The organism is Sorangium sp. So ce362, assembly GCF_051519845.1.
In the GTDB taxonomy this organism is placed as follows: domain Bacteria; phylum Myxococcota_A; class Polyangia; order Polyangiales; family Polyangiaceae; genus Sorangium.
Map to the genome: position 1 here is coordinate 9,975,910 of NZ_CP150332.1, position 24,871 is coordinate 10,000,780.

Annotated in this window: 23 protein-coding genes; 8 read left to right on the forward strand and 15 right to left on the reverse strand. The window is 71.7% G+C overall.

Annotation, left to right across the window (positions count from 1 at the left end):
- Positions 1 to 27: 27 nt before the first annotated feature.
- From WMF17_RS38405 to WMF17_RS38440, 8 genes are all read right to left on the reverse strand, one after another.
- Positions 28 to 774, reverse strand: a complete 747-nt coding sequence (locus WMF17_RS38405) for a hypothetical protein (protein WP_437645969.1) — start codon at positions 772 to 774, stop codon at positions 28 to 30.
- Between the two features lie 442 nt (positions 775 to 1,216).
- The gene (locus WMF17_RS38410; RefSeq protein WP_437645971.1) at positions 1,217 to 2,287 is read right to left on the reverse strand and encodes a hypothetical protein; all 1,071 of its coding nucleotides are present in this window, start codon (positions 2,285 to 2,287) and stop codon (positions 1,217 to 1,219) included.
- Positions 2,288 to 2,303: 16 nt separating this feature from the next.
- Positions 2,304 to 3,176: a hypothetical protein gene (locus WMF17_RS38415; RefSeq protein WP_437645972.1), complete on the reverse strand. Its 873-nt coding sequence runs from the start codon at positions 3,174 to 3,176 to the stop codon at positions 2,304 to 2,306.
- Between the two features lie 275 nt (positions 3,177 to 3,451).
- Complete coding sequence (locus tag WMF17_RS38420; RefSeq protein ID WP_437645974.1) at positions 3,452 to 3,679, reverse strand: hypothetical protein; 228 nt, start codon at positions 3,677 to 3,679, stop codon at positions 3,452 to 3,454.
- A 229-nt stretch (positions 3,680 to 3,908) separates the two neighbouring features.
- On the reverse strand, positions 3,909 to 4,979 hold the full coding sequence (locus WMF17_RS38425; RefSeq protein ID WP_437645976.1) for a hypothetical protein: 1,071 nt from the start codon (positions 4,977 to 4,979) through the stop codon (positions 3,909 to 3,911).
- A 28-nt stretch (positions 4,980 to 5,007) separates the two neighbouring features.
- Positions 5,008 to 5,940 carry a hypothetical protein gene (locus WMF17_RS38430; protein WP_437645978.1) on the reverse strand — a complete coding sequence of 311 codons (933 nt, stop codon included), beginning with the start codon at positions 5,938 to 5,940 and terminating at the stop codon, positions 5,008 to 5,010.
- A 110-nt stretch (positions 5,941 to 6,050) separates the two neighbouring features.
- Positions 6,051 to 8,258: a hypothetical protein gene (locus WMF17_RS38435; protein ID WP_437645980.1), complete on the reverse strand. Its 2,208-nt coding sequence runs from the start codon at positions 8,256 to 8,258 to the stop codon at positions 6,051 to 6,053.
- On the reverse strand, positions 8,255 to 9,718 hold the full coding sequence (locus WMF17_RS38440) for a hypothetical protein (RefSeq protein WP_437645982.1): 1,464 nt from the start codon (positions 9,716 to 9,718) through the stop codon (positions 8,255 to 8,257). Before WMF17_RS38440 ends, WMF17_RS38435 begins: the two co-directional genes overlap by 4 nt.
- Positions 9,719 to 10,030: 312 nt before the next feature.
- On the opposite strand from WMF17_RS38440, the gene WMF17_RS38445 reads away from it, so the two are divergent.
- Positions 10,031 to 10,825: a hypothetical protein gene (locus WMF17_RS38445; protein ID WP_437645984.1), complete on the forward strand. Its 795-nt coding sequence runs from the start codon at positions 10,031 to 10,033 to the stop codon at positions 10,823 to 10,825.
- Between the two features lie 280 nt (positions 10,826 to 11,105).
- On the opposite strand, the gene WMF17_RS38450 is transcribed toward WMF17_RS38445, so the two are convergent.
- The 4 genes from WMF17_RS38450 to WMF17_RS38465 form a co-directional block, all read right to left on the reverse strand.
- Positions 11,106 to 12,272: a trypsin-like peptidase domain-containing protein gene (locus tag WMF17_RS38450; RefSeq protein ID WP_437598381.1), complete on the reverse strand. Its 1,167-nt coding sequence runs from the start codon at positions 12,270 to 12,272 to the stop codon at positions 11,106 to 11,108.
- A complete protein-coding gene (locus WMF17_RS38455) occupies positions 12,269 to 14,098 on the reverse strand; it encodes a hypothetical protein (RefSeq protein WP_437645985.1) in 1,830 nt (609 codons plus the stop codon). The genes WMF17_RS38450 and WMF17_RS38455 overlap by 4 nt, the downstream gene beginning before the upstream one ends.
- Before the next feature lie 49 nt (positions 14,099 to 14,147).
- Positions 14,148 to 16,124, reverse strand: a complete 1,977-nt coding sequence (nuoH, locus tag WMF17_RS38460) for an NADH-quinone oxidoreductase subunit NuoH (protein WP_437598383.1) — start codon at positions 16,122 to 16,124, stop codon at positions 14,148 to 14,150.
- 97 nt (positions 16,125 to 16,221) lie between these two features.
- Entirely contained in the window at positions 16,222 to 17,028 is an 807-nt protein-coding gene (locus WMF17_RS38465; RefSeq protein ID WP_437651437.1) for an ABC transporter ATP-binding protein, read from the reverse strand.
- A gap of 87 nt (positions 17,029 to 17,115) precedes the next feature.
- On the opposite strand from WMF17_RS38465, the gene WMF17_RS38470 reads away from it, so the two are divergent.
- The 6 genes from WMF17_RS38470 to folK all read left to right on the forward strand — a co-directional run bounded on the left by WMF17_RS38470 (position 17,116) and on the right by folK (position 21,548).
- Positions 17,116 to 17,856, forward strand: a complete 741-nt coding sequence (locus WMF17_RS38470) for a polyhydroxyalkanoate synthesis regulator DNA-binding domain-containing protein (RefSeq protein ID WP_437598384.1) — start codon at positions 17,116 to 17,118, stop codon at positions 17,854 to 17,856.
- A 34-nt stretch (positions 17,857 to 17,890) separates the two neighbouring features.
- The gene (locus WMF17_RS38475) at positions 17,891 to 18,577 is read left to right on the forward strand and encodes a sigma-70 family RNA polymerase sigma factor (protein WP_437598386.1); all 687 of its coding nucleotides are present in this window, start codon (positions 17,891 to 17,893) and stop codon (positions 18,575 to 18,577) included.
- Complete coding sequence (locus WMF17_RS38480) at positions 18,574 to 19,458, forward strand: anti-sigma factor family protein (protein ID WP_437645987.1); 885 nt, start codon at positions 18,574 to 18,576, stop codon at positions 19,456 to 19,458. Before WMF17_RS38475 ends, WMF17_RS38480 begins: the two co-directional genes overlap by 4 nt.
- Positions 19,459 to 19,543: 85 nt before the next feature.
- The gene (gene gshB / locus WMF17_RS38485; protein ID WP_437598388.1) at positions 19,544 to 20,506 is read left to right on the forward strand and encodes a glutathione synthase; all 963 of its coding nucleotides are present in this window, start codon (positions 19,544 to 19,546) and stop codon (positions 20,504 to 20,506) included.
- A 177-nt stretch (positions 20,507 to 20,683) separates the two neighbouring features.
- Positions 20,684 to 20,944, forward strand: a complete 261-nt coding sequence (locus WMF17_RS38490) for a hypothetical protein (protein ID WP_437598389.1) — start codon at positions 20,684 to 20,686, stop codon at positions 20,942 to 20,944.
- Between the two features lie 106 nt (positions 20,945 to 21,050).
- Complete coding sequence (gene folK / locus WMF17_RS38495) at positions 21,051 to 21,548, forward strand: 2-amino-4-hydroxy-6-hydroxymethyldihydropteridine diphosphokinase (protein ID WP_437598390.1); 498 nt, start codon at positions 21,051 to 21,053, stop codon at positions 21,546 to 21,548.
- A 39-nt stretch (positions 21,549 to 21,587) separates the two neighbouring features.
- Here folK and WMF17_RS38500 read toward each other — a convergent pair whose 3' ends face one another.
- From WMF17_RS38500 to WMF17_RS38510, 3 genes are read right to left on the reverse strand one after another with little or no spacing between them, the layout of a single operon-like run.
- Entirely contained in the window at positions 21,588 to 22,154 is a 567-nt protein-coding gene (locus WMF17_RS38500; RefSeq protein ID WP_437598391.1) for a hypothetical protein, read from the reverse strand.
- Between the two features lie 4 nt (positions 22,155 to 22,158).
- Positions 22,159 to 22,935: a 3'-5' exonuclease gene (locus WMF17_RS38505; RefSeq protein ID WP_437598392.1), complete on the reverse strand. Its 777-nt coding sequence runs from the start codon at positions 22,933 to 22,935 to the stop codon at positions 22,159 to 22,161.
- Positions 22,932 to 23,765: a DsbA family protein gene (locus WMF17_RS38510; RefSeq protein ID WP_437598393.1), complete on the reverse strand. Its 834-nt coding sequence runs from the start codon at positions 23,763 to 23,765 to the stop codon at positions 22,932 to 22,934. Before WMF17_RS38510 ends, WMF17_RS38505 begins: the two co-directional genes overlap by 4 nt.
- Positions 23,766 to 24,043: 278 nt before the next feature.
- Here WMF17_RS38510 and WMF17_RS38515 point away from each other — a divergent pair, with 278 nt between their 5' ends.
- Complete coding sequence (locus tag WMF17_RS38515) at positions 24,044 to 24,829, forward strand: response regulator transcription factor (RefSeq protein WP_437645988.1); 786 nt, start codon at positions 24,044 to 24,046, stop codon at positions 24,827 to 24,829.
- The last annotated feature ends 42 nt before the right edge of the window (positions 24,830 to 24,871 follow it).

Below are 24,871 nucleotides of genomic sequence, written 5' to 3' on the forward strand. Positions count from 1 at the left end.
ACCGGATCCCCTGATGAATTTGCCGGGTCAGGGCATGAGGTCAAGCAGGAAGAGCGCGTCGGCCCAGAGCGGCCAGAGCGAGCGGTACGGGTGAGTCGCCAGCAGCACGCCGCCGCTCGGGAGGCGACGCACGTTGAACGGGGCGTGCTTTTTCAGGAAGCGGGTGTGGCGGCTCGTGGCCGTGTAGACCCGCCAGGTAGGTGGGCCTTCACCGGTCTCCGCGATCTGGCTTGTCAGCTCCAAAATCTCGCCTGCGCGGCGGGCGGCCGCGCGCCAGGCGTCGTCGGTCACCGCCGAGGCTTCGAGCGCCTCGAGCAGCTCGGAAGGCGGTGCTGCCAGCGCCTTGAGGACGGTCTCGCGAGAGAGCGATTCTGCGAAGTCAATACCATACTTCATCGCTACGCGCGCCCCGTGCGGGGCGGCGTCGACGCGCGCGTGGAGCGCTTCCTGCGACATGCCCGCGATGCGCGATACCTTCTCCTTGTCGTGGAGGTGCACCCACGACAGGGCGAGATCGCGCGCGATCTCTCGGGCGTCCGCGTGGTACGTCGCGCACATGGCGGCCGGCGCGTCCCAGTGCCACGCGTTCGTGCACGCGCCGGTCCGGACGCGCCCGCTCGCGTCCGGCGCGCAGAGGCGGAGCAGGAGGTCCTCCAGGTCGACCTGGATCACGTGCCACGTCACCTCGGCTTCGGCCTCGAGTGATCGCGGACCCCTGCCCCAGGCGAGGTCGAGGTTAAAGCGGAAGAAGTCCTCGCTGGCGGACGGGGACATCTCGATCGGGCCCGTCGGATCGCGATGTTCGTACGCTTCGGTATAGCAGCTACTGCCAAAATCGACGATCGGTACGCCGAGAGAATAATCTGGTCCGCGTTGATCCGGGAAGATGAAATGGTTCGAAGAGCTCAGCAGCATGCGGGACCCTACGTACGCGCGGCCGCTTCCGAAGTGGGCGCGAATCAGCGCAACCGCCTCGTCCATCGAGGTCGTGCGGAGTTCCGTGCCGCAATCCACGCTGATGAGAGCCCCGGGGCACACGAGCGCCGAGAGCGCCGCTGCGTACGCGTCGACCCTCGCGGTCTCGTCACACCATGCGTAGAAGCGAGGACCTGATTCGCTCATAACCGGATCACCTTGATGGACTTGTTGAAGCCCTTTGGTGTGGCTTTCTTGCCCTGCAGTACCCGTCGACGCCGATGGTCCCCGAGGCTCTGGCTCAGGACATCAGGCCGAGCGCAAGGAGAGCATCGGCCCAGAGCGGCCAGAGCGTGCGGTAGAAATGGGTCGCCATCATTACGCCGCCGCTCGGGAGGCGGCGAATGGTGAACGGGGCGTGGTCGACGAGGAAGTAGACGTGCTCGCCCGTCATCTCGACGTACCACAGAGGTGGCCCCTTGAGGCTCTCGGGGAGCTCCTCGCCGCGCGCCTTGGCCTGCACCGTCATGTTGTGGATCTCCTCGGCGCGCGGCTCCGCGGCGCGCCACGCCTCGTCGGGCACGTCCGCGGCGGCCATCAGCGCCTCGATCAGGGCGGAGCCCGGCAGGGCCAGGGCCTTGAGGACGGTCTCGCGGGAGAGCGGGATCGAGCGCCCGCTCTTGTCCGTCGGAACCACGCGCGCCCCGGCCGGCGCGGCGTCGACACGCGCGTGCAGCGCCTCGAGCGACAGGCCCGCGATCCGCGAGACGCTTTCGCCGTCGTGGAGGCTGGCCCACGACACGGCGAGATCGCGCGCGATGTCGCGGGCGTTCGCGTGGTACGTCGCGCACATCGAGACCGGCGCGAGCCAGGTCCAGGCGGTCGTGCAGCCGCCGGTCGAGACGCGCCGGCTCGCGTCGGGCGCGCAGAGGCGGAGCAGGAAGTCCTCGATGTCGGTCACGACCTTGTGCCATGCCAGCACGGCCTCGGCCCCGACCGAGGACGCGCCGCTGCCCAAATCGAGGATCATGTACTTGGGGGCGAATTCCTGGAGATGTTCAGGGTGCAGGTGGAGGGGCCCCCACGACGTGGAGCGTTCGCTCCTGTCGGTGAAGCAGCGAAGCATGCAACGGACGAACTGTCGGGAGCTCAAGGTCGAGCAAAGGACGACCTCCGCATCGGCGTGTCTGAAGTGGGCGCGGATCGTCGCGACCGCCTCGTCGACAGAAGCCTCGTGGGGCTCCGGGCCAGGGCACAGGCCAACGCCGACCGTATACGGAGGGTCGTCGACGAGCGCCGACAGCGCCGCGCCGAGCGCGTCGACCCGCGCGGCCTCGTCGCACCAGGCATAGAAGTAAGGTCCTGCTCTCATCTCTCGACGTTCCTTGTCAGCCCATCAGGCCGAGCGCGTCGAGCGCGCCGGCCCAGAGCGGCCAGAGCGAGCAGAACGGATGGGTCGCCAGCACCACGCCGCCGCTCGCGAGGCGGCGCACGAGAAACGGCGGGTGCTTTTTCAGGAAGCGGAAGTGACGGTGCTTGTCTGTGTCAACCGGCCAGGTCGGTGGACCGTCACCGGTCTCCGCGAGCCTTCGTGTCCGCTCCAGGATCTCGGCGGCGCGCGGCGCGGCCGCGCGCCACGCGCCGTCGGGCACCGCCGAGGCTTCCAGCGCATCGAGCAGCGCCGAGGGCGGCGCGGCCAGCGCCTTGAGGACGGTCTCGCGGGAGAGCGACCACGCCCGCGCGCCGCCCCCTTTCCTGGCGACGCGCGACCCGCGCGGCGGCGCGATGGCGACGCGCGCCCCGCGCGGCGCGGCGTCGACGCGCGCGTGGAGCATGGACAACGGGATGCCCGCGATGCGCGACACGCTGTCCTGGTCGTGGAGGTGCACCCACGACACGGCGAGGTCCCGCGCGATCTCTCGGGCGTCCGCGTTGTACGTCGCGCACGTGGTGACCGGCGCGTGCCAGTGCCATGCGTTCGTGCACGCGCCGGTCCGGACGCGCCCGCTCCCGTCCGGCTCGCAGAGGCGGAGCAGGAGATCCTCGAGGTCGATCTGCAGGAGGTGCCACGCCAGCTCGGCCTCGACCTCGAAGGAGCGCGGTCCCCTGCCCCAGGCGAGCTCGAGGATGAAGCCGAAAAAGTGCATGCAGTTCTCCGGGTACATCTCGAGGGGGCCTCGCGGCTCGTGGGGGCCTCGCAGCGACCAGCGAAGCTCGTACGCTTCGGTGAAACACTGAAGATCGACAAGGATGCTGCGCATGGCAGGGGAGTCGGGTCCACGCTGGTCCGGAAAGGCCAAGCGCTGGACGCCGGGAAGGATCGTGCTGCACGTGGCGTGAGCAGTGCCGGTGCATGGATACTGGGTGCGGATCATGGCGACGGCCGCCTCCATGGATTTCGTGGCGCATCTCACGTCGAAGTTTGCCCACGCATCCACGAACCCCCCTGGGCGCGCGAGCGTCGACAGTGCCGCCGCGAGCGCGTCGACCCGCGACGCCTCATCGCACCAGGCGTAGAAGCGAGGGCCCGGAGTGCTCATAGCCGGATCACCTTGATCAGCTCACCCAAGCCCTCTGGCGCCGCCTTCTCGCCTGGCAGCGCCAGTCGACGCAGATCGCCGCCCGGAATTTCCTGAACCTCCGACCAGCAGGGTCCGTCCCGACGCAGCGCCCATCCCTGTAGACCCCGTGCGCGCAGGCAGAAGAGCACCGCGTCCGCGAGAAAAAGCGACGAGACAACGCAATGCAGGTTCGCGTGAACCATAGGTACAGTCTTTCGGCACGAGGGCTGCAGGCGCCCCGGGAGCCCAGCCTCGCCGGAGTGCCTGTCTGCCAAGCGAGAGCGCCCTATAGCAGGCGCCGGGCCATGCACCGAGGGTGTCGCGACGATCCGTCTCGCATCGGCGCGCGCGGCGAAGCAGCGACGCGTGCACCGGCGCGGTTGGCGAGCTCCTGCGCTCTACGGGCGGAATGGGATGGGCTACGTCGCTGGCTCAGGACATCAGGCCGAGCGCGAAGAGCGCGTCGGACCAGAGCGGCCAGAGCGTGCGGTACGGGTGCGTGGCCAGCACCACACCGCCGCTCGGCAGGCGGCGCACATGGAACGGGGCGTGGTCGACGAGAAAGTAGACGTGCTCGCCCGTCATCTCCACCCGCCAGAGGGGTGGGCCTTTGCCTGTCACCGTGACCCGCTCGCCTCTCGCCCTGCTCTGCGCCGTCAGGCATAAGATCTCCTTCGCGCGCGGCTCGGCGGCGCGCCACGCGTCGTCGGGTATCCCTGCCGAGGCTTCGAGCGCCTCGAGCAGCGCGGAGCCCGGCATGGCCAGCGCCTTGAGGACGGTCTCGCGGGAGAGGGAGATCGCTCGCCCGCTGTTGTCTCTCGGAACGACGTGCGCCCCGGCCGGCGCGGCGTCCACTCGCGCATGCAGAGCCTCCAGCGACATGCCCGCGATGAGCGACACCTTGTCCTTGTCGTGGAGGCTGAGCCACGACAGGGCGAGATCGCGCGCGATGTCGCGGGCGTCCGCGTGGCACGTCACGCACATCGAGACCGGCGCGAGCCAGGTCCACGCGCTCGTGCAGCCGCCGGTCGAGACGCGTCCGGTCGCGTCGGACACGCAGAGGCGGAGCAGCACGTCCTCGATGTCGGCCACCACCATGTGCCACGCCAGCACCGCCTCGGCCTCCACCGAGGGCGGGCCGCTGCCCAAGGCGAGGTCCATGCGCATGCGGCCAAGGTCCTCGTAGTCGCCGGGGTGCATGTGGATGGGGCCCCTCGGCGTGATGCGTTCGCTCTTGTCGGAGTAGCAGCGAAGAATGAGATCGACGGACTCTCCGGAGCTCAACGAGGTGCCGATGTAGGCTTCAGCATCGGCGTGTCCGAAATGGGCTCGGATCTTCGCGACCGCCTCGTCGACGGACGTTGCGCCGAAACTCACGTTGGGGTGCATGTCCACGCCGATACAGTACGGCGGGTCGTGGACGAGCGCCGAGAACGCCGCGCGGAGCGCGTCGACCCTAGCTGCCTCGTTACACCAGGCGAAGAAATACGGTCCTGATCTCATACCTGGATCACCATGATGAAGCTCCTTGTCAGGACATGAGGCCGAGCGAGCAGAGCGCGTTGGCCCAGAGCGGCCAGAGGGAGCAGTACGGGTGGGTTGCCAGCACCACGCCGCCGCTCGGGAGGCGGCGCACGTGGAAGGGGGGGTGCTTTTTCACGAAATGGATGTGACCGTGCGTGGACGTGCAGACCGGCCAGGTGGGTGGCCCTTCGCCGGTCTCCGCGATCTGGCGTGTCAGGTCCAAGATCTCGGCCGCGCGCGGCGCGGCCGCGCGCCATGCGTCGTCGGGCGCCGTCGAGGCTTCCAGCGCGTCGAGCAGCGCGGAGGGCGATGCTGCCAGCGCCTTGAGGACGGTCTCGCGGGAGAGCGAACGTGAGTGCTCGCTCTTGCCTTTCATCGCAACGCGCGCGCCGCGTGGTGCGGCGTCGACGCGCGCGTGGAGCGCTTGCCGCGACATGCCCGCGATGCGCGACACGCTGTCCTTGTCGTGGAGGTGCACCCACGACAAGGCGAGATCGCGGCCGAGCTCCTCCGCCGTCGCGTTGTACGTCGCGCACATATCGACCGGTGCGTTCCAGTGCCGTCCATGCGCGCACGCGCCCGTCGGGATGCGCCCGCTCGCGTCCGGCGCACAGAAGCGGACGAGGAGATCCTCGAGGTCGTCCCGGATGAGCTGCCACGCGACCACGGTCTCGACCTGGATCGAGCGCGGGCCTCTGCCCCAGGCGAGGTCGAAGTTAGAGGAAAGAAAATCCTGCTTTCCCCATGGATTCAACGTGAGGGGGCCGTGCGGCACGTGACGTTCTCTTTCTTCGGAGTGGCACCAGATGTCGATGAGGGCGCGCTTGGAGCCGCTCAGCATCATTCGAAACGACAGGCGAGCACTCGTCTGTCCTCCGAAGCGGGCACGGGCGATCGCGAGCGCCTCGTCCACGGAGCCCGCTTCGAAGTCCTCGTCCATCAGCACATGAATGAGAGCGCCCGGGACAATGAGAGCCGATAGTGTCTCCGCGAGCGCGTCGAGCCGTTCTGGCTCGTCGCACCATGCGAAGAATTCAGGTCCTGATTCCCTCATAGCCGGATCACCTTGATAAATTTGTTGAAGCCGTTCAGGGTCGCCCTCTTGCCCTTGTTCTTGTCGAAGAGATAACCGTCCTTCTCGATGTACGTGTCGCCACCGAACTTCCCGCCCCGCTCCATGATGAGCTCGACCTCCTCGACATCTCCCACGAGCCCCCTCTGCCGTAGCCCCTCCATGCCGCTCGACAACTGCTCGATCACCCTGTCCCCCTCGACGTTGCGGCCCTCTTTCACCTCGCTCAGGATGAGCTTGTTCCGCGCGGACACCGTCACGAAGTCTGGTGCCTTCAACGCGGCGCGCGCATCGTCCGATAACTCACGCCAGAGCACCCAGCGCACCCCGTCGTCGCCCACCCCGAGAAGCGCCCGCCCGTCACGGATCAGGAAGCTCAACGCCGTCTTCTCGAACGGGAAGAGTCTCTTCGTCGCCACCGCGCCGCGTAGCCCCTTGTACCCGTGCTGCAGGCTCGCGCGGAAGCTCCTGCCAAAGACTTCATCGAGGTCCGCCACCTTCTCGGCGACCACTGCCGAGTCGAGGCTGATGCCGGCGCGCTGAATGCCGCGCCAGAACGGCCCGATGGCGGCCGCCGCCACGCCGAGGCCCGAGAAGATCCGCTCCTCGGTGCTTAGCTCCTCGCCCGATGGCAAGCACCACGCCTTGCCCGTCACCGCCTCGCACAGGTCGAGCGCCGGCCCGACCACCGGCACGAACCCCACCCCGATGCGCGTCGTCGCGTGCACCAGCGTCTGCATCACCTCCGCGTACGCCTCGAAGCCCTCGCCGACCGTCGACATCGCCCCCGCGAACGCGCTGATCGTCTGGTAGAGCTGCGTCTGCTCCAGGTCGAGCCCGTCCCCCGTCCACTGGTTGAGGCTGTCCTTCATCTGGTCGGCCAGCGCATCGAACCGCGGCTTGAGCACCGTGTCCACCTGCGCCCGCAGGTACGCCGGCACCGGCGTATCCACGAACCAGTCCGACGCATCCATGAACTGCCGCACGTGCGCCGTGATCCGGTTCTGCGCCTTCAGGAACGCGTTCGTCTCCGCCAGCGACACCCCCATCCGGTCGCGCAGCGCGATCTCCAGCGCCGCGCTGTTTGCCCGCCACGCCCGCACGTTCGCCACGAAGTCCGCCCGCGCGACCACCACCCCGCCGCTCACGTCGGCCTCCAGCGCCGCGATCACCGTGTCCGCGTACGCCGCGTACGGGTCCCTCCCCTCGTCGAACGCCCCGTCCACCTCGGCGATATCCGGCACCTCGACCCACGGCACCTCGCTCTCCCCGAGCGCGTACGCCCCCGCGTCGTCCGGGTTCCACCCCTCGTCGCGCGCGTCCTGCGTCGCCAGGTCCGCCACCTCGTCCGCCTGCGCGCCGAACTCGTCGAGCAATCGCCCGAGCTCGTCCTCGAGATCGCTGACGCTCTTCTTCAGGTCGTCGATGAGCTGCTCCATCGCCGCCCGCGTCTCCGCGTCGACAACGTCCTTGTACCGGTCGAGGATCGCGTCGAGGTCGGTCCGCGAGATCTCGGCCAGCGGCCGGCTCACCAGGTCGTGCAGCTCGGTATCGAGCTGCCGCAGCACATCCATCCTCGCCCGCAGGTCCGCGACCTTGGCGGCGTCGCGGAGGATCGCCACCATCAGCCTGGCGAGCACGACCTCCAGCTCGGCGATGTCGCGCGCCAGCGCCGGGTTGATCTCCGCGAGGCGCAGGTCGACGTCGGTGCTGCCCTCGAAGCCGGTCCCATCGCGGCGGAGGTTGAAGAGCGGCTTGTTCAGCCCGAGCGGCTCCGAGACGAGGTGCACCACCTCCTGCTCGTGGGTACACCAGTTGCCGCCGTTCACGGTGTGGACCCCGAAGTGGAACTCGTTTCTGCCCATGCGGAGCAGCACCGAGTCGAACTCCGCCTCGAGCGTGTTGCTCCGCGAGCCGTCGCCGTGGATCTGCAGCGCGCCCGGCACCCCGTAGGTGGGCAGCGGGGTCTGGTTCACCTCGAACATCGCGCTGCCCTCCGTCTCCAGCTCGGTAGAACCGCACGAATCGGCATCACCGTGGCTGCTCCACAGCACGGTGTACGGCGTGCGGGTGCCAGCCCACGCCGGCGACGGCGCCAGCACCGCCAGCGCCGTCATCAGCGCGACAACCTTCTGGAACACCGCGGCGCTCCGCCCGCGCAGCGCGACATCCTTCGACCGGTTCATGTCCCCTCCGCGCCGCGCACGGCGGCGTCATACGCGATCGCGGCGCCCTTCACGTCGCCCGCGTCGAGCCTCGCCTGCGCGGCGTCGAGCGCCGCCGCGGCCATCCCCTTCTCCCGCAGCGCCGCCAGGCCCGCCGCGATCGCCCGCGGCAGGCCCGTCCTGAGCTCCGCCTCCGCGGCGTCGAACCGCCCGCGAAGCGCGGCGCACCCGGCCTCGCGCCACGACGCCCCCGCCGCCTCGCAGAGCGGCCGCATCTGCACCAGCGCCAAGAGCTCCCCGCACCGCTCGGCCAGCAGCGGCAGCCCGACCTTCTCGCTCACCGGCGGCGCCGCCGACAGCGCCGCCGCCCGCGCCCGCGCTCCCTCGCCGAACACCTCCGACGCCTTGCGGATCCGCGATCGCGCGATCGCCTCGCGCGCCCCCTCGTCCGCCTGGCGTAATTCGAGCGCCTGCCGGCGCAGCGCGACGCCGCTGAGCAGCCCGGTCGCGGTCGCGTCGCTCCGGGCGACGCGCCGCTGCGCGTAGCCCAGCATCGCGCCCAGCGAGCGCAGCGCCCCCGACGTCATGTCCGGCACCACCGCGCCGTGCGTCGCGAGGACCTCCTCGTGCGGCGCGATCGTCTCCTCGAACGAGACCGCGAACGCCTGGAGCTCCGCCGACAGCGTCATCACCTCCGCGGCGAGCTCGTTCGGCGCCCGGCTCGCCTCGCGCGCCGCCGCGAGCACCGCCCGCTCCGCGCCGTCGAGGCCTTCGATGTCCGACCGCGACGCCTGCTCCGAGAGCGCCACGTACGCCGCCGTCTCCGCCGCCTCGGTCGCCCGGTACGCGGCGAAGCGCACCGCGGCGGCCGCGTACCGGGATCGAAGCGGCGCGGCGTCGCTGCGCGCCTGGTCGAAGATCGCCTGCACGACCGCCATCTCCTGCTTGTCCGCCGCGATCCTGCCAGCGAGCGGCTCTTTCTCGGCGCTCGCCTTGTCGGTCATCGCCTGCGTGAAGTTGTCGGCCGCGCGGACCGGCTCCTCCTCGAGGAGCTTCTTCTGGTAATCGCTGAAGTTCCGGAGCAGCCTGCGGAGCTCGCCGTTCAGGGTCGCCCGGAGCGACTCGGCGTTCTTCTCCTCGTCGCGCACGTAGGCCACGGCCCGATCGAGGTTGTCGAACCAGGCCGTGAGCTCCGCCTCGCTCGCGGCGAGATCCTCCGCCATCACGCTGTTCAGCCTCAGCGCCCACATCTGGATCGGCAGCGCGCCGCTTTTCTCAGCCTCGCGCCACGCGCTTCCCGGGCCCTCGCTCGCGTCCACGCAGTACTCGACAGTGCTGGTGTTGGCTTGCGCGCAGAAGCTGCCGCGTGCGTCGTCGTCGCGATCCCACAAGCACCCGCACGCCATGGCGCCGAGCGCCAGGGCGGCGAAGGCGGCGACAAGAATCGTCCTCCCTCGCCACGGTCTCGATCTCTCGCTCATGCTCATTCCCTCCACCCCGCGATTTTTCTCGCCCGCGCACGCTCGCCCGCAGGACCCCCAGAGACAAGCGTCCACACGGGCGTGCTCGGACATGGCTCAGCCGAGCATCGCGCCGGCGCGCGCCCCGAGCTCCGTTCCGTCCGTCCTCAGCGCACAGGCCACCGCCCCGGAGCGCCCCGCCGGGAGAGCAAGAATCCGGCGGCCGGAGCACGGCGAGAGCTCAAATCCCTCTTCCCATCCCCGAAACTACCCTTGTAACTTCTATCTCATTGCCGCCGTCCGGATTTCCCGGCCGGCAGGGAGGAAATCAGCATGGAGTATTCGGATGCGGTCCTGGAGACCACGCCGGAGCGCGCGACAAAGTTCCTGATGGGGATAGGCGCCGTCGCCGCGATTCGCACGTTGATGGCCGGGGCGGGGATGACCGATGACGATATCATCGAGGGCCGTGCGCTCCTCCTCGATGTCCTCGCCGCTCCCCGCAAGACCGGCGCGTCGGCCGATACCGACGATGCCAGGGCGCAGCGCGCCGCGACGGGGGAGCTCGACCAGTGGGACGAGCCCAACTTCGCCCGTTATGCCGCCGCGCTCCGCCGGCGTTTTCCCGAGGTGCACGCTCATGTCTTCAAGGACCTCGCGCCCTCCACCGGCACCGCCTCCGTCCAGGGAGTGGCCACCTTCCTCGCGCGGCTCGACGCCCTCGAGAATGGCGCCGCTCCGGACCGCGCCGGGATGAAGCAGAGCGACAAGAAGGCCGTCGCTTTCCTCGCCACCCGTGGCCTCGAAAAGGCAGAACGCAAGCGCCTCCAAGGGCTCGTCGACGTGGCGCTCGGCCCGACATCGCCTCTGCCCGCGCCCACCGAGCTCCCGGAGGCCGCGCACCGGCGCGAGGCGCTCGTCAAGCTGCGCGCCTGGTTCGACGAGTGGGCGACCACGGCCCGCGCCGTCATCAAGAAGCGCGGCTATCTCATCCGCCTCGGCCTCGCGAACCGCAAGGTGCGCCAGCGCAAGCCCGCCGCCACGCCGCCCAGCCCGGGCAAGCCCGGCGCCACGCCGTCCAGTCCGGCAGCGCCGGGCGAAGTGACCGGCGAGACCGATTTCGAGTAACCCACAACACCCATCCACACCTCCGGCGCGCGTCCGAGCCCTTCCTGCGCGCTCCGAGAGCTTCCCGCGCGCTCCGAGAGCTTCCCGCGCGCTCCGGAACACGAGATTTCGCGTACTTAGCAGCGTCCGCCGTGCCCCCGGCGCCGTCCGGCGCGCGCCGGGGGCCGAATTTCCCGGGGAATTTTGCCTACCGCCCCCGCGCGGGAAGCCTTCGGAGCGCGCGGGAAACCTCCGGAGCGCGCGGGAAGCCTTCCAGAGCGCGCCTTCCCGCGCCGCCGACTCAGCGCCCCGCCGACTCGAACCTCGGCGCCGCCTCGAACCTCTCCGCGAGCGTCCGCCGGTACTCGTCCGCGATCTGCACGAGCCCGTCGATGAGCAGCGCCGCATCGTGATCCGAGAAGCCCTCCAGCGACGCCACGCACGACACCGCGACCTCGTCGCCCGCGATCGACACGCGGAACTCCCCCGTGGTCTGGTCGTTCATCGTGAGCAGGAACCGGTAGAACGGCTCGTGGTTCGCCGCCGGCAACCCCACGACCGGCGCGCGAAGCGACAGAAGCCCCCCCGCCTCGTCGATCTCGATGTCCACCTGCGTCGCCGTCTCCGCCGCCGGGAACGGCCGCTGCGCGATCCGCCAGGCCCTCGGGCCGACGCGCGCCCGGTTGGCGATGATCCCGAGCGCCGACAGGCCCTGCCGGATCACCCGCTCGACGCCCGCGCGGGCCGGAGACGGCGCGAACGCGTGCGGCAGCAGCCGGCCGCAGCCCAGGCAGCGGTCGCTCTCGATGTCGAACGGCTCCTCGCACACCGGGCAGCGGTACACCGGCGCCCGGTCGCGGAGCTCGGCGAGCGGCCGATCCACCGAGGCGAGCAGCGGCTGGAACGCGCCCGCCGGGAGCACGGCGCTGTGGCCCGGCAGCTCCCCCAGGGCGCCGGACACCGCCGCGACAACCCCGATCACGCGCCCCTCCGGATCGAGCACCGGCGCGCCGAGCGGCGCCGCCACGTCGAGCTCGAACCCGGGGAGCTGCCCGTCGACCTTGCGCGCCGCGTGGCAGACCCGCGCGACCGCGAGGCGCAGGCTCTGCCCCGGGAGGCAGCTCAGCACCGCGGCGCGCTCGCCGAGCCGCGGCTCGGCCGGCGCGCGGACGGCGAGCGCCGCGACGCCCAGCGGCTCGCCCGGCGCGACAAGCGCCACGTCCCGGCCCACGTCGACCGCGATCACGCGCCCCGCCATGCTCCGGCCGTCCTCGAACGTCAGCGTGACCTCGGTCGGGTAGCCGAGCCCCCGCCGGCTCGTCACCACGACGCCGTTGCCGAGCGCCACCCAGCCGGTCGTGACGAGCGCGCCGGCGCGGATCGCCACGACCGAGCGGCGGGCGCGGGCGACGCGCTCGTGGAGCAGGGCCAGATCGCCGTCGCCGTGCGCCGCGAGCTGCGACGTCATTGGGCGACGATCCTCGAGAGCGCCGTCATCAGCAGCTCGATCGTGCCCGGCTTGGCGCCGTCGCGCTGCGCGTAGGCGACGATGTCGCGCAGCCGCTGCTCCGTCTTGGCCGGCAGCTTCGTGCGCACGAGCAGCTCCGAGAGGGCGCCGAGCGCGAGGAAGTGGCGGAGCACCGGATCGGCCGGGGCGCGCTCGATCTCGCGCAGGTAGCGGCCGAGGTGCTCGCGCGCGAGCGCCGCCGTGGTGAGCGGATCGATGTGCAGCCGCTTCTCCTCGGGCACCTGCCCGCGCAGCGTCACGAGGCGCTCCATCACGAGGAACGCCGGCTCGGCGACGCCCGCGGTGTTCGCGCGGCGCGAGCCGCCCTCCGCCTGGACGAGCTCGCGGGTCGCGGCCGCCGTGCAGCGGTAGAGGTGCGCCACCGCGTCGGGCATCGCCTCGCCGTGCTCGTAGATCGCCCGGAACACGGTGCACCGGATGAGCAGCACCATGACGCCCGGCCGCTCCTGGAAGCTGAGCGCCGCGCCGAGCACCTGCGCGTCCCGGAGCAGCTGGCAGAGCCGATCGGCCGGCGTGTTCGGCGCCTCGGGGCGCGACGGGATGCTCTGGCGCGACGGAGGCTCGATCTCGACCTCCGGCAGCGCGGGCGGACGCACCGACAACGGCGTCGTCACGGCGGCCATGACGGAGGAGGTCGAGCGGCGAAACGGGACGGTGCGCGCGCTGCGGCGATCGCCGGCCTGCCCCGGCGTGTCCGCGGCCGGCGCGGGCTCGCCCGACAGCGGGGCCGCCGCCGCCGGGCCCGCCGCCGCCGGCTTGGCGGCGCCGCCGTCGGGCCCCGGCATCGCCAGGCTGCTGAGCGCCTTGGACGCGGCGCCGCCGTCGTGGGCCGGCGGCAAGATGCCGGCCTTGGGCGTGAGCGCGCCGCCGTTTTTCACCGACAGAGCGCCCGACGCGACGCCCGGCGACGCCGGAGCGGACACGAGCGAGGGGGACAGGATGTCGGGGATCACGTCCGCGTCGCGGATCGTGCGCGCGACCGACTCGGGCAGGCGCGGCAACGGGGGCGCCGCCCACGCCGAGAGCTCCTCGAGCGGCGCCCGCGCCGCCGAGGCCGGCGTCGGCGGACCGGCGGCCCGCACCGACGGAGCGCCCTGAGGGCGGCCAGGCGCCGGCGGGCTGGAGAAGCTCTTGAGCGGCCGCGCGCGGCCGGCCGACGCCCACGTCAGGCTCGCCCGCTGCTCCTCCGAGAACGGCGGTCGCGCGTCGAACCAGGCGGTCATCGTCGCCGCGAGCCGCTGCGCCGCCTCGCCGCTCTCGCGCAGCGCGCCGCGCAGCGCCTCCGGCGTGAAGGCGGCGACGCGACCGACGCGGCGGAGCAGCAGCAGATCGTCCCGGAGGCAGAGCCGGAACGGCTCGGGGCCGCCGGAGAGCTCCAGCGCGGTCCGGAGGAGCGGCACCCGCTGCCGCTCCGCGACGCGGACGACCGGCACGTCGATCGACATCCGCTCGTTCGCCGCGTCGAGCGCGACGAAGAGCGTCGTCGCCCCGAACGGAACGATCCACCCCACGCCTTCCTGCAGCGTCGTCGCCTGGACGTTCGTGCCGGCCTCCGCCGAGGCGCAGTGGGCCACGAAGCGCACCGGGTCGCGCGTGCGCCACGCATCGATCGAGCTGCCGTCCCAGTCGGCGTCCGCGGGCGGCGGCCTGCGCGAGAGCGAGAGCGCCGGCGACCGGTCGACCCCGCACGCCTCGCACCGCGGCCCGCGCAGCGGGAAACCGCACGCTGCGCAGAAGTCGGAGGCCGGGCTCGAGGGGACCGCCACGCCGACAGCATACCTCAGCGCAAGGCCGAGGTGGCACCGGGGTTTGCTGTCACAGGAACGGATTCAGGTGGAGCGCGACCTTGGCCTGCCGCAGGTTGTACTGGACCCTGCGGATGAAGTGGATGAGCAGGTAGGCCCAGACGGCGAAGGTGACAACGCTGATGACGAGCTGGACCGTCTTGCTGACGCCGATCACCATCCAGAGCGCCGTCAGGAGGAAGGCGAGGAACGAGAGCGGGACGAACCACTTCCAGCAGAGGTTCATCATCTGGTCGATCCGGACGCGCGGCAGCGTCCAGCGGATCCAGATCACCACGAAGACGAGCGACCAGCTCTTCAGCAGGAACAGGAAGACGCCGAGGAGCTGGAGACCGAAGCTCGCCTCCTGCTGCGACGGCGAGACGCCGGGGATCTGCCAGCCGCCGAGGAAGAGCGCGCTCGCGATGCCGCACATCACGAAGACGTTCGCCCACTCGGCGAAGAAGAAGAAGAGGTACCGCATCCCCGAGTACTCGGTCGAGTAGCCGGCGACGAGCTCGCTCTCCGCCTCGGGCAGGTCGAACGGCGCGCGGTTGCCCTCCGCGAGCGCCGTCGTGAAGTAGAGGAAGAACAGCGCGAACGTGATCGGGTTGCGGAAGACGAACCAGTGCCAGGGCCAGCCGCCCACGTCGAGGAACGAGGCCCCGGTGCCGCCCTGCGCGGCGATGATGTCCTGGAGCCGCAGCGAGCCGGTCATCATCACGATGCACACGATCGCGACCGCGCCCGGGATCTCGTAGCTGATGATCTGCGCCGCCGAGCGGATCCCGCCGAGGAGCGACCACTTGTTGTTCGACGCCCAGCCGCCGGTCATCAGCCCGATCGTGACCAGCGAGGTCACGGCGATGACGAAGAGGATGCCGATGTCGAGGTCGGCCGCGATGAGGTACTGGCCGAACGGCATGACCACGAACGTGGCCGACACGCCGACGAAGACGAGGTAGGGCGCGAGCCGGAAGAGCGCCCTGTCGGCCTCGGCCGGGATGACGTCCTCCTTGAGGATCGACTTGATGCCGTCGGCGATCCACACGAGGAAGCCCTGCGGCCCGGCGCGGTTCGGCCCGATGCGCGACTGCATGCGCGCCGAGACGCGGCGCTCGACCCAGGTGATGATCCCCGCGGTCGGCGCCATGAAGAGCAGGATGATCGCGGCGGCCACGCCGAGGAGGATCCCGGCGCCGAGCAGATCGGTCGGGGCGCTCGAGTGGAACCCCTCGGTCGAGAGCTTGACCTCGGACGGGGCCGCGCCCCGCCGGATCCCGACCGGCGACAGCCGCTCGTGGCCGCCCGGCCTCACGTCGCCCTTCGACAGGACCTTCACGCCCTCGAAGCTCGTGATGACGTCGCCGGCGAGGAGCTGCGCCCGGCTCGCGGGGCTCCCGTCGCGCACGCCGGTCACGACGAGCCCGCCGGCGGGCGGCGACTCGGCCGCCACCTCGATGCCGAAGAACGCGAGCGCGCGCGCCCCCTCCTTCTCGCGCGCCTCGATGATGGCGCGGCGCGGGGTCGGCGGGATGAAGTCGAGCGTGACGCCCCTGACCGTGCCGGACACGGGGAGCCCTCCCTGCGTGGCCGAGGGGATCTCGACGGTCACGTCCCCGTGGAAGGTCGTGTGCACCGCGTCGTCGCCGCGGCCGGCGAAGCGCGCCTGCAGCCCGTCGGAGAAGACGAGCGACACCTTGTTGCTGCTGAGCTGCGCGCCGTCGATCTCGATGCTCTGGCCGGTGAGCGGCGCCTGGCCGGGGCGCCTCAGCGTCCCGCGGAACGTGACGACCGCTTCCTTCGCCTGCGCCGTGGGCAGGTTGGTCCCGAGGATCTCGATGCGATCGCCGAGGTCCACCTCGCGCGGCACGACGTCGATGACGCTCAGGAGCTCGGGCGCCGTCCTGCTCTGGCCGCAGCCGGCCGCGCCGAGCAGGGCCAGGAGGGCCAGGAGGCACGGCAGGAAGCCTCGAGAGAGAGCTCTCCAGGGTGGAGATCCGCGCATGGCGCCGCTTATAAACCGCGCCGCGCGGGCGGTCGAGATTGCGGAGAACGTCGCCCCGCGCCGCCCCCTGCCCGCGCTGCCCCGCGGCGATTCCTCCCTACCCCCGCGGCTCGCGCGCGCCCCGGACGGGGAGGAAGTACCGGCTGCCGTCGAGCTCGTTCACCCCCACGTAGAGCTCCGCCTCGAACACGTCCTTGAGCCGGCGGTAGGTCATCACCTCCTCGACGGTGCCCTGCGCGACAAGCAGCCCGGCCTTGAGGAGCGCCACGCGGTCGGCGTACTGGGCGGCCGCGTTGAGGTCGTGCAGCACCGCGACGCAGGCGAGGCGCCGCTCGGCGACCTCCCGGCGCACGACCTCGTGGATCTCGATCGAGTGGCGGATGTCGAGGTGGGCCCCGGGCTCGTCGAGGATCAGCACCTGCGCCTCCTGCGCGAGCGCCCGCGCGATGGCGACCCGCTTCTGCTCGCCGCCGGAGAGCTCGGCCACGGGCCGCCCCGAGAGCTCCACGAGATCGCAGGCCCCGAGGGCGCGGGCGACCGCCTCCTCGTCCCGGCCGGAGGGGCGCATCCAGGCGCCCTGGTGGGGCGCGCGGCCCATCATGACGACCTCCCGCACCGTGAAGCCGGGCGCCGAGGCGATCCCCTGCGGCACGACCGCCACGCACCGCGCGATCGCCCGCCGGTCCATGGCGTCGAGGGGCCTCCCCAGCAGGGTCGCCCCGCCCCGCGCCGGCCGCAGGGCCCCGGAGAGGACCCGGACCAGCGTCGATTTGCCGGCGCCGTTCGGCCCCAGGACGGCGCAGAGCTCGCCCGCGCGCACCTCCAGGTCGATCCCCTCCAGCGCCAGCCGCCCCGTGGGATAGCTCGCGGCCACGTTTCGCAGCTCGATCGCCGGCTCCTGCACGTCGTCCAATTTATCGAGTGATATCGAGTGATCTTCCCTTGCGCGAGGTTTCTAGCGGTGGTCCAATCAACTCGAGGCGTAGAGGAGATGGAAACGGCGAAGGAGACTCTGGTAGGCGGCGAGGTACCGCGTCGCGTTATTAAGCGCTACTCCAATCGGAAGCTCTACGACACGAAGGACAGTCGTTACGTCACCCTGCAGCAGATCGGGGAGATGGTCCGGGCTGGCGAAGAGGTCCAGATCATCGACAACGCGACCAAGGAGGACAAGACCGAGGTCACGCTGGCGCTGATCATCTCGGAAGATCTCAAATCGCAGCCGCGCTCGGTCCCGCTCGGCACGCTGAGAGATCTGATCCAGGAGCGCGGCGAGCGGCTGCTCTCGCAGCTGCGCGAGGGCCCGATCGGCCGGCTGATCCCCGGCGCGGTCCCAGGGGAGGGCGGGACGGTGGCGCCGGGCACGGCGCAGGTCCCCGCGCCGGAGCCCGCGGCGTCCGCGTCGCCGTCGCAGCCGCCCCCGCCGCTCGACGCCGACAAGTCGAGCCACGCGAAGGGGCGCCTGAGCGGGATCGTCGAGAGCTCGAAGCAGACGCTCGATCAGTGGCAGCATGCCGTCGACGAGCGCATCCGCGCCATCCTCCCGGGGCTCGGCCTGGTCCGCGATCTTCAGTCCGATGTCAAGCGTCTATCGCAGCGCATTGACGAGCTGGAGGCGAAGCTCCAGGGACACAGCGGGGAACCCACCGAGGGCGCCGCTCCTCTCCAGGCTGGCTCTGCCGCGGACGAATCCGCGGGCGAGGGTCAGGGGGGCGAGAGCAGGCTGGAATAGCCCTGGCCGCTCCCCTGTTGCCCCCGTCGAGCCCATGCCGTTCTTCTTCAGCAAGAAACCTGCGTCCGTAGCGCAGGACCTGTCGCTGGCCAGCAGCGAGGGAAGCCGCGCTGACGCCTTCGAGGTCGAGCTCCTCGGTCATCTGGACACGCTTTACGGCGTGAGCTGCCGGATGACAAAGAGCTCGACGGAGGCGGAAGACCTGGTCCAGGACACCATCGTCAAGGCGATGCGCGCCCGGGATCAGTTCGAGCCCGGAACCAACCTCAAGGCCTGGCTGCTCCGGATCCTGACGAACACGTTCATCAACCGGTACCGCCGGGGGGGCCTCGAGCGGGGCATCTTCGAAGGGCCCGACGCCGAGCCGCTCACCGACGGGTGGGTCGGGGCGACGACGATGCGTGCGATGCGCGATCCGGAGACCCAGGCGCTCACGCCCCTCGTCGAGGCGGAGGTGCAGCGCGCCCTGGACGAGCTGCCCGAAGAGTTCCGCCTGGCGGTGGTGCTGTCGGACATCGAGGAGCTCTCCTACAAGGAGATCGCCGAGGCGATGGGGTGCCCGATCGGCACGGTGATGTCGCGGCTGCACCGCGGCCGCAAGCTCCTCCAGAAGACGTTGCGCGAGCACGCGATCCTGATGGGCATCGTCAGCGCCGACCCGGCGAAGGACGCGCCTGCCGATCTGGACGCGTACCGCAAGCGAAAGCGGGGTGTCGCATGAGCGCCGCGAAGTCGATCGAGAGCTGTGCGCGGTTCGACTACGCGCTGTCGGCCTACGCCGACGGCGAGCTGGATCCGGACCACGCGCTCGACCTCGAGTCCCACCTCGTCCAGTGTCCTCCGTGCTTCGAGCAGGTGAAGCTGCTGCGCTCGCTGCGGGGGAGCCTGAGGCGGGCGAAGCCGGCGGCGTGTCCGGACCTGCTGCGGGCGCGCGTCGCCGCGGCGATGGCGCACGAGCACGCGCGCGGCGCGGCGCGCGAGGCGGCGCAGGCGGCGCAGGCGGCCGATGCGAGGCCGCGCCTCGTGCACAAGGGGTACGCCGCCGCGCTCGCCGTGGCGGCGGGCGTCGTGTTCATGATGGGCGTGACGCGGCAGCGGACCGCCGCCCCCGCGGACACGGCGAAGGTGGACACGAAGCTGGACGTCGATCTCGCGCGCGGCGAGAGCGTCGAGGTCCTGCTCGACGATCTGGTCACGCAGCACGCGCAGCCGCTCCCGCCGGAGACGACCGACCCGGCGGACCTGCCGCGCTTCGATCCGTTCGTCGGCGTGCCGGTCCGCAGGCCGGAGTTCCAGTCGATGCACGCGAACTTCATGGGCGCCCGCGTACACACGATGCGCAATCGGCGCGCCGCCCTGCTCCAGTACGTCGTGAGGGGCAACCACCGCGTGACGGTCTACCTCTTCAACTCGCGCGCGGTCCCGGTGCAGAAGGCGCAGCCGATCCTGAAGCCGCGCGTCGTGCGCGAGCGCCCCGTCTACGTGGGCAAGATCAACGGCTACTCGGTCGTCGCCGCCGAGCACAGCGGCGTCGGGTACGCGCTCGCCTCGGACCTCGGCGACGACCTCAGCACGCAGCTCGTCCTCGCTGCGATGCAGTGAGCGCGCCCGCGCGAGCGGCGCCCCGTTTCTCCCCTCCCGGCCCTCCCGGCCCTCCCCTCGACACCCCCACCCCGCGAGAGACCGCATGCGCTTCGTCTTCGTCATGGATCCGCTGAGCCGCGTGGCGCACGACAAGGACACGTCGTTCGCCTTCATCCGCGCGGCGCAGGCGCGCGGCCACGAGAGCTACCACTGCCTGCCGCGCGACCTCTCGATCGAGGGCGGCGAGGCGCACGCGTCGGCGACCCCGGTGATCATCGGCGACGCGCCCCCGTTCATCTCGCTGGACCTCGCCGGGGGCGCGCGCAGGCTCCGGCTCGCGGACGTCGACGCGATCTTCATCCGCAAGGACCCGCCGTTCGATCGCAGCTACCTGTACGCGACGCTGATCCTGGAGCGCGCGCGGCGCTGCCCGCTCATCGTCAACGATCCGCGCGGGCTGCGCGACGCCAACGAGAAGCTCTACGCGCTGAACTTCCCCGAGTGGACGCCGAGGACGCTGGTCACGGCCGACCGCGAGCAGATCCACGCGTTCGTGCGCGCCCTCGGCGGCCTGGCGGTGATCAAGCCGCTCGACGGCGCGGGCGGCCTCGGCGTCCTGCAGATCAACGAGCGCGACAAGAACGCGCGCGCCATCGCGGACATGATGACGAGCGAGGGGCACCGCCTCGCGATGATCCAGGAGTACCTCCCCGCCGTCGTCCAGGGCGACAAGCGCGTCCTCCTGCTCGACGGCGAGCCGCTCGGCGCCATCCTCCGGGTGCCGCGCGACGACGATCACCGCTCGAACATCCACGTCGGCGGGCGCGTGGTCTCGACCGAGCTGACGCCGCGCGAGCTCGATCTCGTCCGCGCGGTCGCGCCGCGCCTGCGCGCCGACGGCCTCCACTTCGTGGGCCTCGACATCATCGGCGAGCGCCTGACCGAGGTGAACGTCACGAGCCCGACGGGCATCCAGGAGCTCGGGCGCTTCACCGGCGCGGATCCCGCGGACACGGTGATCGCCTGGGCCGAGGAGCGGGCGCGCGGCCGAGCCGGCCGCGCGTGACCCGCCCCGCGCCGTGACCCGCCGCGCTCCCGGAAGTTGGCCCGGAGGCCCCGGGTCTGCGAAGGCTCCCCCATGGGCGACTCATTCGAGCGATGTGCCGTATGCGAGGACGGCGAGCTGGGCGATCGGGAGCGCGGTGCGCCCGGGGATCCTCGCGCGAGGACGAGGATGGCGCGCGTGGTCATCCAGGGACGCTCGCTGAGCCTGTGCCGGACGCACGCTGCGACCGTGGCCGCCGCCATGCCGGAGACGTTCGAGGAGATGCGCGAGCTCTTCGTGGGGCTCCAGCGCGGCGCGCAGCCGTCGCCGCGCGATCCGTCCATCGAGCGACGCTCGCCCATCCCGCGCCGCAACCCCGACGATCGGCGCGTCTTTCCCCCGCGGCCGGAAGGCAGGCGGCTCGGCGTAGGGCGCCGCACGACGGATCCAGCGGAGTGATGGCGAAGGTCGCACCGGCGCCCGGCACGCGCCGATCCGCGGCGCGGCGCTCGCCGGCGGCGCGGGGTGCCGCGAGCCGCCGGAAGCGGCGTGGCAGGGCCTCGCCATGACGTCCCGACGGCGCGTCGTCATCGGGCTGGGGTCGAGCCTGGGCGATCGCCTGGCGACCCTCCGCGCGGCGATCGAGGCGCTCGGCGCCGATCGCGAGCTCGACGTGGTCCGCGAGTCGTCGCGCTACGAGTCGCCGCCCGCGGGCGGCCCGCCGCAGGGCGACTACGTGAACGCCGCGGTGCTCGTCGCCACCTCGCTTCCCGCGCGCCAGATCCTCGAGCGCACGCTCGCGGTGGAGCGCTCGCTCGGGCGGACGCGCCCCGATCCGGTGCGGTGGGGTCCGCGCACGATCGATCTGGACCTGCTCTGGATCGAGGGCGAAGCGGTCGCCGAGCCGGACCTCGTGGTGCCGCACCCGCGGCTCTGCGAGCGCGCCTTCGCGCTGAGGCCGCTGCTCGACGTCGCCCCCGACGCGCGCGATCCGCGCACCGCCGTCGCGTACGCCTCGCTCCCCGAGGCGCGCGCGCCCATTCGCCGGCTCGATCCGATCTGAACGGCCCGCCGCGCGCCGCGGCTGCACGAGGCGCGACGCTCAGCTCGAGCGAGGCGCTCCGGCGGAGCGGGCCCGGAGGCCGGCGCGACCGCCGGCGTACGACGCCGCGCCGCCGATCGCGACCATCACGGCGAGCAGCAGCGCCCAACCGAGCGCGCCCGCCGGCGCGCCCTGGGCGAGGGCGAGCGCCCAGGCGAGCGCCGCGACCACGGCCCCGCTCGCGGCCGCCTCGCGCCGCCCGGCGCGCCCGCCGAAGCGCCCCACGAGGTAGCCCCCGGCGACGCCGGCGAGCGCGAACGCAAGCGCGTTGAGCCCCACCATCGCGAGCCGCACCGAGCCCTGCGCCCCGGCGTCTCCGGCGCGCTCGATCATCCGGCGCAGCAGCGTGTTCGCGAGCCCAGCGAGCGGCAGCCACGCGATGAACGTCGCCACCGTGCCGAGCGCGATCCAGTGCCACGGCGGGCGCTCTTCGCCCTCGTCATCGCCGCTGCTCTGCAGCACCGGGAGCCTGCGCTTCTCCGGCCCAGCCGTCCCGCCGCGGGGAGGCGCCGCGCCGGGCCCGCCGCCGACGACGACCGGAAGGCGCCGCTTCGGCCCGTCGACCATGGCGTCAGCTGGGCTTCGGGGTCTGCGGCGCCGCGGCGGCGGGAGCCTTCCGCCAGAGCTTCCGCGCTTCGTCCTGCAGGCGGACCAGGCGCCGCTGCTCCTGGATCAGGCCGCCGTAGGCGCGGGGCACCCGCGGATCCTTCGCCAGCGCGTACAGGACCTGCAGCGCCGCCTCGGCGTCGTCCGTCGCGCGGTGCGCCTTGTCCAGCGTGATCCCGAGCCGCGCGGCCATGTCGCCGAGGGCGCGGCTCTCCTCGTTCTTGTAGAGCTCGCGCGCGAACGTGAGCGGATCGATCCAGTCGACCTCCCGCCGCATGGCGGGCGGCGGCTCGTGCGGGCGCATGCCCACGCGCTCGAGCTCGGCAAGCAGGAACGAGCGGTCGAAGGAGGCGTTGTACGCGGCGGGGATCATCCCCTTGAAGCAGGCGAGGATCTCCTCGGCGACCTCGGCGAACGACGGCTTGCCTTCGACGTCCGCGTCCTTGATCCCGTGGATCGCGGTGCTCTCCGCCGGGATCGGCCGCCCCGGATGGATGAGCCAGTTGTAGCGCGTCAGGATCTCCCCGGCGCGGCCGATGACGATGCCGAGCTCGATGATGCGGTCACCCGCCGGATCGCGCCCCGTCGTCTCGACGTCGATGAACGCGATGGGCTGATCGATCCAGGCGCTGCCCGCGTCGATCTCGGAGGCGACGCCGATGGCGCGCACCTTGAGGAGGTGCGCGATCCCAGGGTAGTGCCGGCCCGTCGGGAAGCAGCCGCACGGGTCGGCGACCTTCAAGGCGTCCTCGGCTGAGCGGGCCCGGCGGAGGCCGCGGGGCGCGCCGCGCTGCCCGCCGGCGCGCTGCCGCTGGCGGCGGGGATCGCGCTGGCGGCGGGGGTCGTGCTGCCGGCGGCGGGCGCGTCGGCCGGCTTCGGCGGCGCGGGCCGCGGCTCCTTGCCGAGGAGCTCCAGATCGAGCTTCACCCACGCCTCGAGATCGTCGCCCGGGTTCGTGAGGAGCTGCAGGTCGACCTCGCGGCCGTTGATGAAGATGAGCGGCGTCCCCTCGAGCCCGACCTCTTCGGCCTGCTTCTTGTCCTTCTCGATGCGCGCCTTGGTCTCGGGCGAGACGAGATCGGCGCGGAACTTCACCATGTCGAGCTTGAGCCGCTGCGCGTAACGCTCGAGGTCGGCCTGCTCCAGCCTGTCCTGGTTCTCGAAGATGAGGTGGTGCATCTCCCAGAACTTGCCCTGGTTGAGCGCGGCGGTCGCCGCGCGCGCGGCGGACTCGCCGTGGACGTGCGCCGCGAGCGGGTAGAACTTGAAGACAAGCCGCACCTGCCCGTCGAAGCGCTTCACGAGCCCCTCGAGCAGCGGCGACATGAGCCGGCAGAACGGGCACTCGAAGTCGGCCCACTCGACGATCGTGATCGGCGCGTCGGGCGGCCCCATCTCCGGCGAGCCGTCGGTCGCGAGCGTCCTTACCTTGCTCGCGTCGAAGCGCATGCGGAACGCGTCCTCGCGCTCCTTCTTCGACCGGCCCTCCTTGACCTGCTTGAGCAGGAGCTGCGCGGCAGGGAGGCACGCCTTGCAGGGGCGCTCCTCCTTCACGCACTGCGCAATGCTCACGGGCGTGTCCGGGCAGGGGGAGAGGAGCTCGGAGACCTGGGCGGCCCACTCTCGACGCTCACGGGGCGTGAGCGCGGAGGTGTCCACACCGGAAAGCGAGACCGACACCTCGGGGCTCGGGGCCGGTTTGGGCTCGCTCGAGCCGGAGTTCCCAGGACAACCCGTGACGCCGATCGAAAGCAACGCGAGGATCGGCGGCATCCAGCGCAGGAATGACATCGCGGCGCGAGCTTAGTCGGACCCTTTGCGAGATGCTAGCGCGGGTGTAGCGTCAAGGTGTGCGGAGCGTCCTCTACCGCTTCCCGGATCTGCAACAGTTCGAGCAAATCGTGGGCGATCCGGAGGAGGGCGACCTCGAGCTCGGGCTGCCCGCGGCCGAGGTCGTCGCGGATGGCGAGTGGGTGCTCGCCATCTTCGAGCTGGGCGAAAACCGCCGCGCGACGTCGGCCGCGGCGTGCGCTTCCGTCTCGCCCGAGGGGGCGCGGCTCACGTTCGAGCCGCGCGACTGGCGCCGCCTCGCCGACTTCGCGCGGACGGAGGCGCCCCGCCCCGGCTCCATGCCCGACACCGACGCGGCGGCGCTCCTCCGGGCCGGGGGCGAGGTCCTGCCCGCCGCGCCGCCCGGCACCCAGGGCGCCGGCGCGACGGGCAGGACCTCGCCCCCTCGGCTGAAGGGCAAGGGCTCGCGGCTCCTCGTGGTCGACGACGATCCGCAGATCCGCCAGATGCTGACGACGATGCTCGAGGCCGTCGGGCTCGTCGCGGTCGCCGTCGCGAGCGCGGAGGAGGCGCTGGAGCGGGTCCGCAGCTCGCCTTTCCACCTCGTGGTCCTCGACTGGAACCTCCCGAGGATGACCGGCATCGAGCTCTGCCGGGCGCTGCGGCAGGACCCCGAGCTCCGCGATCTGCCGGTCCTCTTCCTGACGGCGAACGCCTCGTCGCAGGACATGGTCCACGCGTTCGCCAGCGGCGCCGACGACTACATGGTGAAGCCGTTCCGCGCCCCCGAGCTGGGGGCGCGCATCTTCAGCCTGCTCCGCCGGACCCGGCGCAGCGCCCCCTGAGCCGCCTCGCCGGGTCTCCGCGTCTCTCCGCGGCGACGCCCG

Excerpts from the sequence above, each read along its gene's own strand:
- nuoH (WP_437598383.1), bottom strand. The coding sequence starts at position 16,124 with ATGCGCGGATCTCCACCCTGGAGAGCTCTCTCTCGAGGCTTCCTGCCG.
- WMF17_RS38410 (WP_437645971.1), bottom strand. The coding sequence starts at position 2,287 with ATGAGAGCAGGACCTTACTTCTATGCCTGGTGCGACGAGGCCGCGCGG.
- WMF17_RS38405 (WP_437645969.1), bottom strand. The coding sequence starts at position 774 with ATGTCCCCGTCCGCCAGCGAGGACTTCTTCCGCTTTAACCTCGACCTC.
- WMF17_RS38415 (WP_437645972.1), bottom strand. The coding sequence starts at position 3,176 with ATGCGCAGCATCCTTGTCGATCTTCAGTGTTTCACCGAAGCGTACGAG.
- folK (WP_437598390.1), top strand. The coding sequence starts at position 21,051 with ATGACGTCCCGACGGCGCGTCGTCATCGGGCTGGGGTCGAGCCTGGGC.
- WMF17_RS38435 (WP_437645980.1), bottom strand. The coding sequence starts at position 8,258 with ATGAACCGGTCGAAGGATGTCGCGCTGCGCGGGCGGAGCGCCGCGGTG.
- WMF17_RS38470 (WP_437598384.1), top strand. The coding sequence starts at position 17,116 with ATGGAAACGGCGAAGGAGACTCTGGTAGGCGGCGAGGTACCGCGTCGC.
- WMF17_RS38430 (WP_437645978.1), bottom strand. The coding sequence starts at position 5,940 with ATGGACGAGGACTTCGAAGCGGGCTCCGTGGACGAGGCGCTCGCGATC.
- WMF17_RS38500 (WP_437598391.1), bottom strand. The coding sequence starts at position 22,154 with ATGGTCGACGGGCCGAAGCGGCGCCTTCCGGTCGTCGTCGGCGGCGGG.
- WMF17_RS38480 (WP_437645987.1), top strand. The coding sequence starts at position 18,574 with ATGAGCGCCGCGAAGTCGATCGAGAGCTGTGCGCGGTTCGACTACGCG.
- WMF17_RS38450 (WP_437598381.1), bottom strand. The coding sequence starts at position 12,272 with ATGACGTCGCAGCTCGCGGCGCACGGCGACGGCGATCTGGCCCTGCTC.
- WMF17_RS38420 (WP_437645974.1), bottom strand. The coding sequence starts at position 3,679 with ATGGTTCACGCGAACCTGCATTGCGTTGTCTCGTCGCTTTTTCTCGCG.
- gshB (WP_437598388.1), top strand. The coding sequence starts at position 19,544 with ATGCGCTTCGTCTTCGTCATGGATCCGCTGAGCCGCGTGGCGCACGAC.
- WMF17_RS38475 (WP_437598386.1), top strand. The coding sequence starts at position 17,891 with ATGCCGTTCTTCTTCAGCAAGAAACCTGCGTCCGTAGCGCAGGACCTG.
- WMF17_RS38445 (WP_437645984.1), top strand. The coding sequence starts at position 10,031 with ATGGAGTATTCGGATGCGGTCCTGGAGACCACGCCGGAGCGCGCGACA.
- WMF17_RS38440 (WP_437645982.1), bottom strand. The coding sequence starts at position 9,718 with ATGAGCGAGAGATCGAGACCGTGGCGAGGGAGGACGATTCTTGTCGCC.
- WMF17_RS38425 (WP_437645976.1), bottom strand. The coding sequence starts at position 4,979 with ATGAGATCAGGACCGTATTTCTTCGCCTGGTGTAACGAGGCAGCTAGG.